Annotated in this window: 11 protein-coding genes; 8 read left to right on the top strand and 3 right to left on the bottom strand. The window is 60.4% G+C overall.

Annotated features, from left to right (window positions below; all coding sequences use genetic code 11):
• Positions 1–418: 418 nt before the first annotated feature.
• Both AB1E37_RS17550 and AB1E37_RS17545 read left to right on the top strand, forming a co-directional pair.
• The gene (locus AB1E37_RS17550; RefSeq protein ID WP_004183465.1) at positions 419–850 is read left to right on the top strand and encodes a universal stress protein; all 432 of its coding nucleotides are present in this window, start codon (positions 419–421) and stop codon (positions 848–850) included.
• Between the two features lie 51 nt (positions 851–901).
• The gene (locus AB1E37_RS17545) at positions 902–3,589 is read left to right on the top strand and encodes a cation-transporting P-type ATPase (protein ID WP_004223731.1); all 2,688 of its coding nucleotides are present in this window, start codon (positions 902–904) and stop codon (positions 3,587–3,589) included.
• A gap of 272 nt (positions 3,590–3,861) precedes the next feature.
• Here the strand turns inward: AB1E37_RS17545 and AB1E37_RS17540 are convergent, their stop codons facing one another.
• Positions 3,862–5,145: a putative acyl-CoA thioester hydrolase gene (locus AB1E37_RS17540; RefSeq protein ID WP_004142122.1), complete on the bottom strand. Its 1,284-nt coding sequence runs from the start codon at positions 5,143–5,145 to the stop codon at positions 3,862–3,864.
• 154 nt (positions 5,146–5,299) lie between these two features.
• On the opposite strand from AB1E37_RS17540, the gene hutI reads away from it, so the two are divergent.
• From hutI to AB1E37_RS17510, 6 genes are all read left to right on the top strand, one after another.
• On the top strand, positions 5,300–6,619 hold the full coding sequence (hutI, locus tag AB1E37_RS17535; protein ID WP_014599103.1) for an imidazolonepropionase: 1,320 nt from the start codon (positions 5,300–5,302) through the stop codon (positions 6,617–6,619).
• Positions 6,616–7,572 (top strand): formimidoylglutamase, encoded by a 957-nt coding sequence (gene hutG, locus AB1E37_RS17530; RefSeq protein ID WP_004223747.1) that lies wholly within the window; start codon positions 6,616–6,618, stop codon positions 7,570–7,572. The genes hutI and hutG overlap by 4 nt, the downstream gene beginning before the upstream one ends.
• 61 nt (positions 7,573–7,633) lie before the next feature.
• On the top strand, positions 7,634–8,359 hold the full coding sequence (locus AB1E37_RS17525; RefSeq protein ID WP_002895358.1) for a histidine utilization repressor: 726 nt from the start codon (positions 7,634–7,636) through the stop codon (positions 8,357–8,359).
• A 142-nt stretch (positions 8,360–8,501) separates the two neighbouring features.
• On the top strand, positions 8,502–10,190 hold the full coding sequence (gene hutU / locus AB1E37_RS17520; protein ID WP_004223750.1) for a urocanate hydratase: 1,689 nt from the start codon (positions 8,502–8,504) through the stop codon (positions 10,188–10,190).
• Complete coding sequence (hutH, locus tag AB1E37_RS17515) at positions 10,187–11,713, top strand: histidine ammonia-lyase (RefSeq protein ID WP_004223753.1); 1,527 nt, start codon at positions 10,187–10,189, stop codon at positions 11,711–11,713. Before hutU ends, hutH begins: the two co-directional genes overlap by 4 nt.
• 98 nt (positions 11,714–11,811) lie before the next feature.
• Positions 11,812–13,194 carry an amino acid permease gene (locus tag AB1E37_RS17510; RefSeq protein WP_004147672.1) on the top strand — a complete coding sequence of 461 codons (1,383 nt, stop codon included), beginning with the start codon at positions 11,812–11,814 and terminating at the stop codon, positions 13,192–13,194.
• A gap of 774 nt (positions 13,195–13,968) precedes the next feature.
• Here the strand turns inward: AB1E37_RS17510 and AB1E37_RS17505 are convergent.
• Positions 13,969–14,445, bottom strand: coding sequence for a kinase inhibitor (locus AB1E37_RS17505; protein WP_004223755.1), 477 nt, complete (start codon positions 14,443–14,445; stop codon positions 13,969–13,971).
• Positions 14,446–14,515: 70 nt separating this feature from the next.
• On the bottom strand, positions 14,516–15,805 hold the full coding sequence (gene bioA, locus AB1E37_RS17500) for an adenosylmethionine--8-amino-7-oxononanoate transaminase (protein ID WP_004223758.1): 1,290 nt from the start codon (positions 15,803–15,805) through the stop codon (positions 14,516–14,518).
• Positions 15,806–15,968 lie beyond the last annotated feature (163 nt).

Below are 15,968 nucleotides of genomic sequence, written 5' to 3'. Positions count from 1 at the left end.
ATGGCCAGCGCGACAAACAAACCCAGGCGTAACAGGCTATAACCCAACATAATTTCCTCCCTTTACTCCCACCCGAACCGTGAATGTCATTTAATTCGGCCCCCACTGTGACCACCGGACATTCGGAGCGGCATGCCTGCTTGTAATCAGCATAGTCGGAGAAAATATGAAGTGTTAAAAAAGAGAATGCCGCGAGCGTTGGCGGCATTGAGGGGAAAGCGCAGGAGATCCGCAGGGAATATGCGGTTTTTATGATATTTTTCAGTCTATTAATCCGCCATTTTCTAATGTTAATTTTCCTGTGCTAAGTTTAATAACATCTATTCCGCTCGCCGCTTCTGTTGTTGAGATTTCGTTCCTCCCCAAGTAAGGGGCTATTCATCACTACGCATTGTATTGGTAATAAAAGGATTATCTCATGTATAAAAATATCGTTGTTCCCGTTGACGTGTTTGATGCGGGCCTGGCCGACAAAGCGCTCTCTCATGCGAAATTCCTCGCCCAACATTCTGCCGGGCAAATTCATCTTATCCATGTTATTCCGGCCTTTTCTCCTGTATTAACCCGCGGATTTATCTCTGATGCCCGAAAGATGGAAGACCATTTGCTTAATACCGCTAAGGAAAAGCTGAGCGAGCTGGTGAAGAAAAATGGGCTTGCGGAAGACGCCAGCCATCTTTATGTGCGCAGTGGCAATGTTCGCGATCAAGTGATTGCCCTGGCCGATGAGCTGAAAGCGGATGTGGTGATTGTCGGTTCGCGCAATCCGGGTATCCAGACTCATCTGCTGGGCTCGGAAGCGGCCAATATCGTGCGCTATGCCCATGTACCAGTGTTCGTTGTGCGCTGATGATGGCGGGATGTCGCCCTGACTTCCGCTTCAGAAATCGAGGGAAAGAGTATGAATACAGATAAACCGGGGGCGCCCTATTATCAGCGCTCCGTCGAGGAGACTCTCGCCAGCGTGCAGAGTTCGCCGGAAGGGATTAGCGGAACAGAGGCGGCTACGCGCCTGCAGCAGTATGGCGAAAACGCCCTGCCGCAGAAGCCGGGTAAACCCGCCTGGCTGCGTTTTATTGCGCATTTTAACGATGTGCTGATCTACGTCCTGCTGGCGGCAGCGTTGCTCAAGGCGGTGATGGGCCATTGGATCGACATGGCGGTGATCCTCGCGGTGGCGGTGGTCAATGCGCTGATTGGCTTCATTCAGGAGAGTAATGCGGAGAAATCGCTGCAGAGTATCCGCAATATGCTGTCCAGCGAAGCGGTAGTGATCCGCCAGGGTAACCATGAAACCATCCCCACCACCTCGCTGGTACCCGGCGATATCGTGGTGATCCGCGCCGGCGACCGTATCCCCGCTGATTTACGGGTGATTGAGGCGCACAACCTGCGGGTGGAAGAGGCCATCCTCACCGGGGAGTCGACGGTGGTGGAAAAAACCACCGAGCCGCTAAGCGGCGATTTACCGCTCGGCGATCGCAGCAACCTGTTGTTTTCCGGGACCACCGTCAGCTCAGGGGCGGGCAAAGGGATCGTGGTGGCCACCGGCGGCGATACCGAGCTGGGTCACATCAACCAGATGATGGCGGGCATTGAAAAACACCGTACGCCGCTGCTGGTGCAAATGGACAAGCTGGGCAAAGCCATCTTTATCCTCATTCTGGTGATGATGGCGGCGCTGTTCGTCTTTAGCCTGCTGTTCCGCGATATGCCGGTCTCCGAACTGATGCTGTCGTTGATTAGCCTCGCGGTGGCATCGGTCCCGGAAGGGTTGCCGGCGATTATCTCGATTATTCTGTCGCTCGGCGTACAGGCGATGGCCCGTCAGAAAGCGATTATCCGCAAGCTGCCGACGGTGGAAACCCTCGGCGCGATGACGGTTATCTGCTCGGATAAAACCGGGACCCTGACCATGAACGAAATGACGGTGAAGGCGGTGATCACTGCCGACAGCGTCTATCGGGTGGAAGGGGATAGCTATGAGCCGGTCGGTAAGATCCACGCCATTGACGATCCGACGCCGGTCACGATCGCGCCCGGCTCGCTGTTCGAGCGCTATCTGCGCACCATCGATCTGTGTAACGACAGCCAGCTTATCAAAGAGGAGAGCGGGCTGTGGAAAATCACCGGCGGCCCGACCGAGGGGGCGCTGAAGGTGCTGGCGGCGAAGGTCACTCTGCCGCCGCTGACCAGCGAACTGCGCAGTAAAATTCCTTTTGATTCGCAATATAAATACATGTCGACCCTCTACCGGCTGGGTGAAGAGGAGGTAGTGCTGGTCACTGGCGCGCCGGATGTCCTGTTCCGCCTGTGCCAGTATCAGCAGAGCGACAGCGGATTGCAGCCGCTGGATCTCCCGTACTGGGAAGGCAAAATTGAAGAGTACGCCCGGGAAGGGCTACGGATGGTGGCCGCAGCCTGGAAGCCGGCTGCCGCAGGCCAGACCGAACTGACCCATCAGGATCTGCAGCAAGGGGTGATTTTGCTAGGGGTCGCCGGGATGATGGATCCGCCGCGTCCGGAGGCCATCACGGCGATTGCCGACTGCCTGCAGGCCGGGATCCGCGTGAAGATGATCACCGGCGACCACCCGCAAACGGCGATGAGCATCGGCAAGATGCTGGGGATTGGCAATGCGGGAAATGCCATTACCGGACGCGAGCTGGAGGTGATGGACGACGCGCAGCTGAGCGTAGCCGCGCAGCAGTTTGATATCTTCGCCCGCACCAGCCCGGAAGATAAGTTCCGCCTGGTGCAGGCTCTGCAGAGTAAGAAAGAAATTGTCGGAATGACCGGCGATGGGGTGAACGATGCCCCGGCGTTGAAGCAGGCTGACGTCGGCGTGGCGATGGGGATCAAGGGGACCGAGGTGACCAAGGAGGCCGCCGATATGGTGCTGACCGATGATAACTTCGCCACCATCGCCAGCGCAGTCCGCGAGGGGCGCCGGGTGTATGACAACCTGAAGAAAACCATTCTCTTCGTCATGCCGACCAACCTTGCCCAGGGGTTACTGATCGTGATCGCGCTGCTGGCGGGCAACGTACTGCCGCTCACGCCGGTGTTGATCCTGTGGATGAACATGGCCACCTCCGCCACGCTGTCGTTTGGCCTGGCGTTTGAAGCCGGTGAGAAAAATATTATGCGGCGGCCGCCGCGCGATCCGAAAATTCACGTGATGGACGGCTTTGCCATCTGGCGCGTAGCGTTTGTGGGGTCAATGATTGCGGTCAGCGCCTTTATTCTCGAAGCCTGGCTGCAGCCGCGCGGCTATTCGCCGGAGTTTATCCGTACCGTGCTGTTGCAGACTCTGGTCACCGCCCAGTGGTTCTATATGCTGAACTGCCGCGTATCGGATGGATTCTCGTTAACCAAAGGTCTGCTGGCCAACAAAGGGATCTGGATCGTCAGCGGCGTACTGCTGGTGCTACAGCTGCTGATTATCTACGCGCCTTTTATGCAGATGCTGTTCGGCACCACCGGGCTGCCGTTCCGCTACTGGGTGATCACCTTTATCATCGGCTTCGCCATGTTCCTGATCGTGGAACTGGAAAAACCGCTGACCCGCAAATGGCGTTCCGCCTGACGGCGTGAAGCGCTGAACGAAAAAGAAAAGAGGGGGCATGCCCCCTCTCTGGCTGACGACAAACCTGTTTCGTCATTATGCTCGCATTTCTGCCGGGTGGCGGCATTCGCCTTACCCGGCCTACGAAAGACTTCAATATCAATCTGTTACGCGGTTATCTGTAGGCCCGCGCAAGCGCAGCGCCGCCGGGCAATTCCTGAAGATTGCACATTGTCAGCAGTTTGAGAGAGGGCATCGCCCTCTCTTTTATTATGGTTCACGCTTGTTGCGCTTTACTGTTTCGGCTCGGCGACCACGGTGCTTCCCACGCCGCGGTTATTGTACTCCCACATGCGGTTGAAGCCGTTGTCGTTGAGGTTGCGCTGCAGATTGCCTTTGTCATCGGCGCTGCCGGTGTTGCCGCTGAACGGGCGGCCGGAGCCTACCGCCGCCGCCCACGGCTGGGCAATATTAAAGCCTTCATTGATAGCGCTGTCGCGGATCACCACCTGGCCGTTGCTGTTGCCATCGACATCCAGCGCGCGGCCGAGCTGCGCGACGTTATCCCCGGAGGCGGTGAAGCGGCTGTTGGTCGCCAGGAAGCCGTAGGTCACGCTCTTCAGAGTAGCCGGCGCGAAGACATAAGCCTCTTTCTGGGTACGGGAGTTCACCACGCGGAAATCGGTGTTATCAAACACCACCGCGCCGCGGCCGGAAACGATATCCACATCGCCTTCAATGTAGCTGTTGGTCACCAGGGTGCGGGTCTGACGGTTGTCCTGCAGACGGTTTTGCACGCCGCTGTTGGTCACGAAGAAGGTGTTCTGACGGCCAAGAATATTGACCTTATTGATCTGCACCTGGTCGCCATCGCTGCGCAATGCCACCGCCTGGTGGGTACCAGCGTCAACGCTGTCGCCGAGGTTGTTGGCGATGGTCAGGTTCTGCAGCTGCAGACCATTATTCTGTGACCAGAAGACTGCGGAACACATTACGCCGACGGTCGCCGCGGATTTGCTTTGGCAACTGTCGAACATATACCACGCCGGTTTACCCGGCATATATTTACCGCCTGGATTGACCAGACGACGCCAGGTGTTGCGATCCATCTCGGAATCAATGGCTTCGCTGATTTTCACGTCGATTGGCTTATCGCCAGTACCATACAGGGTCAGGGCGCCCGGCGCCGCCGGAACGTAGACGGTTCCCGGGTACTCGCCCGGCATAATCGCGATATACAGACGACGGTTAGAGTGACGGGCAATTGCGGCATCCACCGCCGCCTGAATGGTGGTATGGGTTACGCCCTGGGTTCCCGCAGGGCCGACGATAAAGTCAGGCTGCGCCGGCAGGCTGATAGCAGACGGCGTCCAGGCGGCGGCGTTGGGAGCCAGCGACTGGAAATAGGCCGCCGGCGTGAAGTTTTTCGCTTCTTCGGCGTTGAGTATGGGACGCGCGGTAGTGCCCGGTGCAGTCTGCGTTGAGGGCTGTTGATCGGCAGGCGTCGAGCTACAGGCGGACAGCGTCACGCCGAAGGCCAGCGCCAGCGCCAGACGGGAAACGGAATATGTGTTCATGTTGCTCCGGGCAAAATTAAGCGTAGTGAAATACCCCGGCTGAAACGCCAGGGTATAAGTCCTTTAAAACCTGCTGTTTTATACTAACTTGAACGAAACGGGAAGACGTGGACGGAAAAACTTACCGTCTTTACGCAACGCGCAGCCCCGCCGGATGGTCTTTAGTCACAAAAAAATAACATTTCCCTGCGCTATTGTTGACTTTACCGGCGTTATGAAAATAAATGTCTATACAACCCATGACAAGTTAAGCGCTATGACTGAAGCCACTTCCGAACTCGTTATCTGGCGAAACGGGCGTCTCGCCACCCTGAACCCCGATCATGCTCAACCTTACGGCCTGCTGGAGCGCCATGCGCTGCTGGTGCGCGACGGCCGCATCGCGGCGATTGTCGCCGAAGATGACGTCCCCAGCGGGCGCAGTATCGATCTTGAAGGCCGGTTGGTAACGCCGGGATTAATCGACTGCCACACCCATCTCGTCTTCGGCGGCAGCCGGGCCCAGGAGTGGGAGCAGCGGCTGAACGGCGTGTCGTATCAAACCATCAGCGCCAGCGGCGGCGGCATTAACTCCACCGTGCGCGCCACGCGCGACAGCAGCGAAGCTGAACTACTGGCGCTGGCCCAGCCGCGTCTGGAACGCCTGCTGCGTGAAGGGGTTACCACCCTGGAGATCAAATCCGGCTACGGCCTCGACCTGCCAAACGAACGCAAAATGCTGCGGGTCGCCCGACAACTGGCCGATCATAATGGCGTGGAACTGTCGGCGACGCTGCTCTCCGCCCACGCCACGCCGCCGGAATATCAAGGCGATGCTAACGGCTATATTACGCTGGTCTGCGAGACCATTTTGCCGACGCTGTGGCAGGAGGGACTGTTTGAAAGCGTTGACGTCTTCTGCGAAAACGTCGGCTTCAGCCCGCAGCAAACTGAGCGCGTCTTTCAGGCGGCGCAGACGCTGGGCATTCCGGTAAAAGGCCACGTTGAGCAGCTCTCGTCGCTGGGCGGCGCGCAGCTGGTGAGCCGCTATCATGGGCTTTCCGCCGACCATATCGAGTATCTGACGGAAGAGGGCGTGGCGGCGATGCGCGAAAGCGGCACCGTGGCAGCCCTGCTCCCCGGCGCGTTCTACTTCCTTAATGAAACCCGTAAACCGCCGGTCGAGCTGCTGCGCAAGTACCAGGTGCCGATGGCGGTGGCGACCGATTTCAACCCCGGCACCAGCCCCTTCGCCAGCCTGCATCTGGCGATGAACATGGCCTGCGTCAAGTTTGGCCTGACGCCGGAGGAGGCGTGGGCCGGCGTGACGCGCCATGCCGCGCGGGCGCTGGGGCGCCAGGCCAGCCACGGCCAGCTGGCGCCGGGCTTTGTCGCTAACTTCGCCATCTGGGATGCTGAGCATCCCGTCGAGATGGTGTATGAGCCGGGGCGCAGTCCGCTCTGGCATCGCGTTGTTCAAGGAGAATTGCAATGATGCTGTGGCAAGCTACGCCAGCCAGTCTCTGGCAGGGACGCGACGACAGCGCGGAAGCGCCCAATGCGCTGCGCCTGTTCCAGACCATCGCCCGCGCGGAACGCTTCGCGCCGCAGGAGATGCCCGGCGATATCGCGCTGCTCGGCTTCGCCTGTGACGAAGGGGTCCGGCGTAACAAGGGGCGTACCGGGGCAGCGGACGGCCCGGCGACCCTGCGCCGGGCGTTGGCCAATATGGCCAGCCATCAGGGTCATGACCGCTGCGTGGATATGGGCACCATCAGCGTCGACGGCGAGCAGTTAGAAGCCGCGCATCAGGCGCTGCGCGAGGCGGTGGCCGACTGTCAGCGGGCGGGTAAACGCACGCTGGTCCTGGGCGGCGGCCACGAGACGGCCTTCGGCCACGGCGCTGGGGTACTGGATGCCTTCCCGGGCGAAAAAGTGGGCATTATTAATCTCGATGCGCATCTGGATCTGCGCTTTGCCGACTGCGCCAGCTCCGGGACGCCGTTCCGCCAGTTGGCGCTGGAGTGTGACGCGCAGCAGCGCGGTTTTCACTATACCTGCATCGGGGTTAGCCGGGCGGCGAACACCCAGGCGCTATGGGATGAAGCGGCGCGCCGCCAGGTGGCTATCGTTGAAGATCTGGAGGTGCTGACAGCCTTCGAAACTCGCGTGTTGCCGGAGCTTGAGCGCAATATCGCGCAATTCGACCGTCTGTATCTGACTATCGATCTCGACGTGCTGCCGGCGCGAGAAATGCCGGCGGTGTCGGCCCCGGCGGCGCTGGGCGTGCCGCTGGCCACGCTGCTGCGCATCGTTGAGCCGCTGTGCCGCAGCGGTAAGCTGCAGGCGGTGGATCTGGTGGAGTTTAACCCGCTGTTTGACATTGACGGTCAGGGCGCTCGCGTGGCGGCCCGTGTGGCATGGCAAATCGCCCATTGGTGGCGCTAGCGATCCGCGCTATTATTTTCGTTTCGCCGCTCCGCTTATTACGCATAAGGAAAGCCAGGCCATGTTTGCACAACAACCTCGTTCCGCGCCCGCGCCTTTCTATGAAAAGGTGAAGCAGGCGATCAGCGAAAAGATCCACAGCGGCGTCTGGCGACCGCATGACCGTATCCCGTCGGAAGCTGAGCTGGTGGCCCAGTTCGGCTTCAGCCGGATGACCATCAATCGCGCGCTGCGCGAGCTGACGGACGAAGGCCTGCTGGTCAGGTTACAAGGGGTGGGAACCTTTGTCGCCGAGCCGAAAGGGCAGTCGGCGCTGTTCGAGGTGCGCAGTATTGCCGCAGAAATTGTCGCCCGTCACCATCAGCACCGCTGTGAGGTACTCCTGCTTGAGGAGACCCGGGCGGATCATATTCAGGCGACGGCGCTCAGCGTCCCGGAAGGCACCCGCATCTTTCACTCGCTGATGGTGCATTACGAAAACGAGGTGCCGGTGCAAATCGAAGATCGCTGCGTCAATGCCGCAGTGGTACCGGACTATCTGCATCAGGACTACACCGCCACCACGCCCCATGATTACCTGTCGCTGATCGCGCCGTTAACCGAAGGTGAACATATTGTTGAAGCGGTGCAGGCCACGGCGGAAGAGTGCGCGCTGCTGCATATTCACGCCCACGATCCGTGCCTGCTGATCCGTCGTCGCACCTGGTCGACAACCCACATCGTCTCCCACGCGCGCCTGCTGTTCCCCGGTAGCCGATATCGTCTGCAGGGGCGCTTTGGCTCCTGATCCACGCTGGCGTCAGCAAAACGTGATTGCTGACGCAATATAACAAAATTGTATCATTTCTGTTAAATCCTGGCTTGCGCATGCTTGTATAGACAAGTATATGTATCTACGTAAACAACGTTCATTGTCAGGAGAAACCCCGATGTCGCAAAGCAAATATCGCCAGCTGGACGTCCGTGCGCCAAGAGGCACGACGCTGACCGCGAAGAGCTGGCTGACCGAAGCCCCGCTGCGTATGTTAATGAATAATCTTGATCCCGATGTCGCCGAAAACCCGCACGAGCTGGTGGTCTATGGCGGTATTGGTCGCGCAGCGCGCAACTGGGAATGCTATGACGCTATCGTGAAGGCGCTGAAGAACCTGGAAAGCGATGAAACCCTGCTGGTGCAGTCCGGAAAGCCGGTGGGCGTATTCAAAACCCATGAAAACTCACCGCGCGTGCTGATCGCCAACTCCAACCTGGTCCCGCACTGGGCCACCTGGGAACACTTTAACGAGCTGGATGCCAAAGGGCTGGCGATGTACGGCCAGATGACCGCCGGCAGCTGGATCTACATCGGCAGCCAGGGCATCGTGCAGGGTACCTACGAAACCTTCGTCGAAGCCGGTCGCCAGCACTACCAGGGCAGCCTGAAAGGCCGCTGGGTATTAACCGCCGGTCTGGGCGGCATGGGCGGCGCGCAGCCGCTGGCCGCGACGCTGGCCGGCGCCTGCTCGCTGAACATCGAATGTCAGCAGAGCCGCATCGATTTCCGTCTGCGTACCCGCTACGTGGATGAGCAAGCCACCTCGCTGGATGACGCCCTGGCGCGCATCAAAAAATACACCGCCGAAGGGCGGGCCATCTCTATCGCGCTGTGCGGCAACGCCGCGGAGATCGTACCGGAGCTGGTGAAGCGCGGCGTGCGCCCGGATATGGTCACCGACCAGACCAGCGCCCACGACCCGCTGCATGGCTATCTGCCGAAAGGCTGGAGCTGGGAAGAGTATCAGCAGAAAGCCGAATCCGACCCGCAGGGCACTATTCTGGCGGCGAAACGCTCGATGGGCGATCACGTGCAGGCGATGCTGGCCTTCCATGAGATGGGGGTCCCAACCTTCGACTACGGCAACAACATCCGCCAGATGGCGCAGGAAGTGGGCGTCAGCAACGCCTTCGATTTCCCGGGCTTCGTGCCGGCCTATATCCGCCCGCTGTTCTGCCGCGGTATCGGCCCGTTCCGCTGGGTAGCGCTGTCCGGCGATCCGCAGGATATCTACAAAACCGACGCGAAAGTGAAAGAGATCATTAAAGATGATCAGCATCTGCACCACTGGCTGGATATGGCGCGCGAGCGCATCAGCTTCCAGGGACTGCCGGCGCGTATCTGCTGGGTCGGTCTGGAGTGGCGGCAAAAGCTCGGTCTGGCGTTTAACGAAATGGTGCGCAGCGGCGAAGTCTCCGCGCCGATCGTCATTGGCCGGGATCACCTTGACTCCGGCTCCGTCGCCAGCCCGAATCGCGAAACCGAAGCGATGCGCGATGGTTCTGATGCGGTCTCCGACTGGCCGCTGCTCAACGCCCTGCTCAATACCGCCAGCGGCGCGACCTGGGTGTCGCTGCACCACGGCGGCGGGGTAGGCATGGGCTTCTCGCAGCACTCCGGGATGGTTATCGTCTGCGATGGTACCGATGAAGCGGCGGCGCGTATCGCCCGCGTCCTGCATAACGACCCGGCGACCGGCGTAATGCGTCATGCCGACGCGGGGTATGAGATTGCCATTGAATGCGCAGCAGAACAGGGTCTGAATCTTCCGATGGTGGCGGCAACGCAGGGGAACGCTAAATGAAATCTTTAACTTTGATCCCGGGTCAACTCAGCCTGTCGCAGCTCCGCGACGTTTACAGCCACCCGGTAAATATTACCCTCGACAGCGGCGCGTTTGCCGCCATTGACGAGAGCGTGGCCTGCGTCAACGCCATCCTTGCCGAAGGGCGTACCGCCTACGGCATCAACACCGGTTTTGGCCTGCTGGCGCAAACCCGTATCTCGACGGAAGATCTGGAGAACCTGCAGCGTTCGCTGGTGCTGTCCCATGCGGCGGGCGTTGGCGAGCCGCTGGACGATGATCTGACGCGGCTGATTATGGTGCTGAAGATTAACAGCCTGTCCCGCGGTTTCTCCGGGATCCGCCTGAGCGTGATCCAGGCGCTGATTGGCCTGGTGAATGCCGGCGTGACGCCGTGGATCCCGGCCAAAGGCTCCGTCGGCGCTTCCGGCGACCTCGCGCCGCTGGCGCATATGTCGCTAACCCTGCTCGGAGAAGGTAAAGCGCGGGTACGCGGCGGCGACTGGCTGCCGGCCACCGAAGCGCTGCGTCAGGTGGGGCTGGAGCCGATTACCCTGGCGGCGAAAGAGGGGCTGGCGCTACTCAACGGCACCCAGGCCTCGACCGCTTTTGCCCTGCGCGGTCTGTTCGAAGCCGAGGATCTGTTCGCCTCCGCGGTCGTCTGCGGGGCGTTAACCACCGAAGCAGCGCTGGGCTCACGTCGTCCGTTTGATGCGCGCATCCATGAAGTGCGCGGCCAGCGCGGGCAGATTGATGCGGCGGCGCTGTATCGCCACCTGCTGACCGACGATAGCGCGATCTCGCAGTCGCACCATAACTGCAGCAAGGTGCAGGACCCGTACTCCCTGCGCTGCCAGCCGCAGGTGATGGGCGCCTGCCTGACGCAGATCCGCCAGGCGGCTGAGGTGCTGCTGGCTGAAGCCAACGCGGTCTCCGATAACCCGCTGGTCTTTGCCGCCGAAAATGACGTCATCTCCGGCGGTAACTTCCATGCCGAACCGGTGGCGATGGCCGCGGATAATATCGCGCTGGCGATCGCCGAAATCGGCTCGCTCTCCGAGCGCCGCATCGCGCTGATGATGGACAGCCATATGTCGCAGCTGCCGCCGTTCCTCGTCAAAAATGGCGGCGTCAACTCCGGGTTTATGATTGCCCAGGTCACGGCGGCGGCCTTAGCCAGTGAAAACAAAGCGCTGTCGCACCCGCATAGCGTTGACAGCCTGCCCACCTCTGCCAACCAGGAAGACCACGTCTCGATGGCGCCGGCGGCCGGTCGCCGCCTGTGGGCGATGGCCGAGAACACTCGCGGGGTGCTGGCCGTTGAGTGGCTGGCGGCGGCGCAGGGGCTGGATATGCGCGAAGGACTGACCACCAGTCCGCTGCTGGAAGAGGCGCGTCACTTGCTGCGCGAACGCGTGCCGCACTATACGCAGGATCGCTACTTCGCCCCGGATATCGATAACGCCATTGCGCTTCTGGCGGCCCGTCACCTGACGCGTCTGCTGCCTGCCGTACTGCATTAATCACCGTTGTTCTCTGTACCCGCGTCGGGGGAAGTCATTCCCCCGACCGCCCTACACCGCATATTTGTCGTCATATAAAAAAATCAGGACACCTGTATATGCAACAACAACACAAGCCACATCTGCTGCGCGGGCTCAATGCCCGACACATTCGGTTTATTGCGCTCGGCTCCGCTATCGGCACCGGGCTGTTCTATGGCTCGGCCTCAGCCATCAAAGCGGCGGGCCCGGCGGTGCTGCTGGCCTATCTGATTGGCGGCGCGGCGGTGTTTATCGTCATGCGCGCGCTGGGCGAGATGGCGGTGCGCAACCCGGTTTCCGGCTCCTTCGGCAGCTATGCCCGCCAGTATCTCGGGCCGCTGGCCGGGTTTATTACCGGCTGGACCTACACCTTTGAAATGGTGATCGTCGCCCTGGCCGACGTCACCGCCTTCGGCATCTATATGGGATTGTGGTACCCCGATGTGCCGCGCTGGATCTGGATCCTCAGCATCATCTTCTTTATCGGCGCGATGAACCTGTGCAACGTGCGGGTATTTGGCGAGATGGAGTTCTGGCTGTCTCTGGTGAAGGTGGTGGCGATTATCGCCATGATGCTGGCGGGGGCGGGGATCATCTTCTTTGGCTTTGGCCACAGCTTCCCGGCCACCGGGCTGGAAAACCTCTGGAGCCACGGCGGCTTTGCCCCTAACGGCTGGCAGGGCGTTATCGCCTCGCTTGGCATCGTGATGTTCGCCTTCGGCGGGGTGGAGATTATCGGCGTCACTGCCGCGGAAGCGAAGGATCCTAAGAAGGTGATCCCGCAGGCCATCAATACCATTCCGCTGCGCATTATCCTGTTCTACGTCTGCACCCTGGCGGTACTGATGGCGATCTTCCCGTGGAACAGCTTTGGCGAACAGGGGAGTCCGTTTGTGCTTATTTTCGACGGTCTGGGGATCCCGGCGGCGGCGACCATCCTTAACATCATCGTGATCAGCGCCAGCATCTCGGCGATTAACAGCGATATTTTTGGCGCCGGACGCATGATGTACGGCATGTCGAAAGAGGGGCTGGCGCCGAAAAGCTTCCAGCGCATCGCCAGCAACGGTGTGCCATGGATGACGGTGGTGGTCATGGGCGGCGCGCTGCTGGCGGCGGTGGTATTGAACTATCTGATCCCCGAGCAGGTATTTGTGCTAATTGCTTCGCTGGCGGCATTCGCCACGGTATGGGTGTGGCTGATGATTCTGCTATCCCATTTTGCCATGCGCCGCGGTTTGTCTGCCGAAGAGCGCAGCCAGATCGCCTTTCCCATTCCGTTCTGGCCGGTGGCGCCGCTGTTGACGCTGCTGTTTATGGGGCTGGTCATCGCCGTACTAGGGATGTTTGCCGAAACGCGGATGGCGCTGATCGCCGGCCTGGTCTGGCTCGGGCTGCTGACGGTGGTGTGGTATGCGCGGGTGCGTAAAACGGCGCTGCAGGTAGCCACTGAACAGTAAGGCCAATTTCCCCGGTGGCGCTGCGCTTACCGGGGCTACAAATGGCACGGACCGTAGGCCGGGCAAGGCGTCAGCCGCCGCCCGGCATAAAAGCGGCTCCGTGCCCGCGGCAATCGTCCGGCGGCGCTGCGCTTGCGCGGGCCTGGGGGTATTGTAGATACTGCTATCGGCTTGTAACGGTTTTAATCCGGTAAAAACAGTTGTTTTGTATTAATTCCGAGCACATTGCGCTCCCGAAATGTCTTCTACGTTATGTTACTCATGGCGCAGGGAGCGCACAGGGGGCGGCCAGTCGCCGCCGCCCCCTGTACCCCCGGGCTTCGGCCAGCAACATCGCCACTGCGTGGTGCCTTCGACTTATCCCTGCAGGCTTCGGGTCGGGCCGAGGCAGCGTCCTTGCAAAACACGGCCCTCAGCCCGCATCCATGCGGGCTGCCCCGGCCTTCCGGGAACGTCTCAGCGATGTTGAGGCCGCAACACCGGCAGTTTCAGCAGGACTGGTGGGTAACTTCACGGCAGGTCGCACGCACCGTAGGCCGGGTAAGGCGTCAGCCGCCACCCGGCAAAATAACCGCGCAATAGCACCGTAGGCCGGGCAAGGCGTCAGCCGCCGCCCGGCATAAAAGCGGCTCCGTGCCCGCGGCAATCGCCCGGCGGCGCTGCGCTAGCATGGGCGTGGGGGTAGTGTAGGTCGGGTAAGCGCAGCGCCACCCGAAAAACAAATGGCGCCGCGGGTACCCCGGATAAGGCGCAAGCCGCTATCCGGGGGGAAGATTAACTGAACAGGGCGGTGATGGAGGCGCTGGCGAGGGAATGGAAATGGACGTTAAAGCCGACCATCGCGCCGCTGGCCTCAGCATCCACCTCAATTTTCTCGACGTCCAGGGCGTGGACGGTGAAGATATAGCGGTGGGTTTCGCCCTTCGGCGGCGCCGCGCCGCCGTAGCCTGCCTTACCAAAATCGGTGCGGGTCTGAACGGCCTCTTCCGGCAGCTCCGCCTGACCGGAACCGGCCCCTTGCGGCAGGACGCGGGTATCGGCCGGCAGGTTAGCGACCACCCAGTGCCACCAGCCGGAGCCGGTCGGCGCATCCGGATCGTAGCAGGTCACCACAAAGCTTTTGGTTCCCACGGGCACATCATCCCACATCAGATGCGGCGAAATATTGTCGCCATCGTAGCCCATGCCGTTGAAGACGTGACGATTAGGCAGCTTACCGCCGTCCTGGAGATCGTGACTGATCAGTTTCATGCTTCATCCTCATTGATAATGCGCTGATTAACAAAGAAGTGTAGCCTTCCCGACGACGCAATTCCGCTATTTATTCGCTAAAAAATGTTTCGTCCTGCACTGCCTGGTTGACCGCACGGGTCAGGCGGGTCAGCTGCTCGGGCGTGATGATGTACGGCGGCATCAGATAAATCAGCCGGCCAAACGGACGGATCCAGACTCCCTGCTCGACGAAAAAGCGCTGCAGGGTGGCCATGTTGACCGGGCGACGGGTTTCAACCACGCCAATAGCGCCCAGCACGCGGACGTCCGCGACCAGCGCAGATCCCCGCGCCGGGGCCAGCTCGGCCTGCAGCTGGGCTTCAATCGCCGCCACCTGCGGCTGCCATTCGCCGCTCTCCAGCAGGCGCAGGCTTTCGCTGGCCACCGCGCAGGCCAGCGGATTGCCCATAAAGGTGGGGCCGTGCATAAAGCAACCGGCTTCGCCATTGCTAATGGTTTCAGCAACCGTTCGGGTAGTGATGGCGGCGGAAAGGGTCATGGTGCCGCCGGTCAGCGCTTTGCCCAGACACAGAATGTCGGCGGTAATCCCGGCGTGTTCACAAGCGAACAGCTTGCCGGTGCGGCCAAAGCCGGTGGCAATCTCATCGGCGATCAGCAGTATCCCTTCCCGGTCGCACATTTTACGCACCCGCTTCAGCCACTCCGGATGGTACATCCGCATGCCGCCTGCCCCCTGGACGATAGGTTCGAGGATCACCGCGGCGATTTCATGACGATGCGCGGCCATCAGGCGGGCAAACGGCACCATATCCATCTCGTCCCACTCGCCGTCGAAGCGGCTTTGCGGCGCGGGGGCGAAAAGATTATCCGGCAGGTAGCCCTGCCACAGGCTGTGCATCGAGTTCTGCGGATCGCAGACCGACATCGCTCCGAAGGTATCCCCGTGATAGCCGTTGCGGAAGGTCAGAAAACGACGACGTGGTTCGCCTTTAGCCTGCCAGTACTGCAGCGCCATTTTCATCGCCACCTCTACCGCCACTGAACCGGAGTCGGCGAGGAAAACGCACTCCAGCGAGGCCGGGGTCATCGCCACCAGCTGACGGCATAGCGCTACTGCCGGCGGATGGGTGATCCCGCCGAACATGACGTGCGACATTTGGTCAATTTGCCCCTTCAGCGCCGCATTGAGGCGTGGGTGATTGTAGCCGTGGATCGCCGCCCACCAGGAAGACATACCGTCAACCAACTGTTCGCCGCCGGCGAGGGACAGCTCGCAACCGTGGGCGGACACCACCGGGTAGACCGGCAGGGGGGAAGTCATAGAGGTGTAGGGGTGCCAGATGTGGCGCCGATCGAAAGCGAGATCGTCCAGTGTCATAAGCGACTTGTAAACCATTTTGAAAACATTTAGGTTTACAAGTCTACACTGAACTTACTTACAATGGAACGTACACAAAATATTTCGCGCAGCATCGAGGCGGCAAGCGAGAACATCCCCAGGAGCATAGTTCACTATGTGGCTGGGGTGCGCGAGTGCAGCC

The organism is Klebsiella sp. Shm-1 (assembly GCF_040804525.1).
Lineage (GTDB): Bacteria > Pseudomonadota > Gammaproteobacteria > Enterobacterales > Enterobacteriaceae > Klebsiella > Klebsiella pneumoniae.
This window is presented reverse-complemented; position numbering and strand designations above follow the sequence as displayed.

Excerpts from the sequence above, each read along its gene's own strand:
- AB1E37_RS17550 (WP_004183465.1), top strand. The coding sequence starts at position 419 with ATGTATAAAAATATCGTTGTTCCCGTTGACGTGTTTGATGCGGGCCTG.
- AB1E37_RS17545 (WP_004223731.1), top strand. The coding sequence starts at position 902 with ATGAATACAGATAAACCGGGGGCGCCCTATTATCAGCGCTCCGTCGAG.
- AB1E37_RS17540 (WP_004142122.1), bottom strand. The coding sequence starts at position 5,145 with ATGAACACATATTCCGTTTCCCGTCTGGCGCTGGCGCTGGCCTTCGGC.
- hutI (WP_014599103.1), top strand. The coding sequence starts at position 5,300 with ATGGTCTTTAGTCACAAAAAAATAACATTTCCCTGCGCTATTGTTGAC.
- hutG (WP_004223747.1), top strand. The coding sequence starts at position 6,616 with ATGATGCTGTGGCAAGCTACGCCAGCCAGTCTCTGGCAGGGACGCGAC.
- AB1E37_RS17525 (WP_002895358.1), top strand. The coding sequence starts at position 7,634 with ATGTTTGCACAACAACCTCGTTCCGCGCCCGCGCCTTTCTATGAAAAG.
- hutU (WP_004223750.1), top strand. The coding sequence starts at position 8,502 with ATGTCGCAAAGCAAATATCGCCAGCTGGACGTCCGTGCGCCAAGAGGC.
- hutH (WP_004223753.1), top strand. The coding sequence starts at position 10,187 with ATGAAATCTTTAACTTTGATCCCGGGTCAACTCAGCCTGTCGCAGCTC.
- AB1E37_RS17510 (WP_004147672.1), top strand. The coding sequence starts at position 11,812 with ATGCAACAACAACACAAGCCACATCTGCTGCGCGGGCTCAATGCCCGA.
- AB1E37_RS17505 (WP_004223755.1), bottom strand. The coding sequence starts at position 14,445 with ATGAAACTGATCAGTCACGATCTCCAGGACGGCGGTAAGCTGCCTAAT.
- bioA (WP_004223758.1), bottom strand. The coding sequence starts at position 15,805 with ATGACACTGGACGATCTCGCTTTCGATCGGCGCCACATCTGGCACCCC.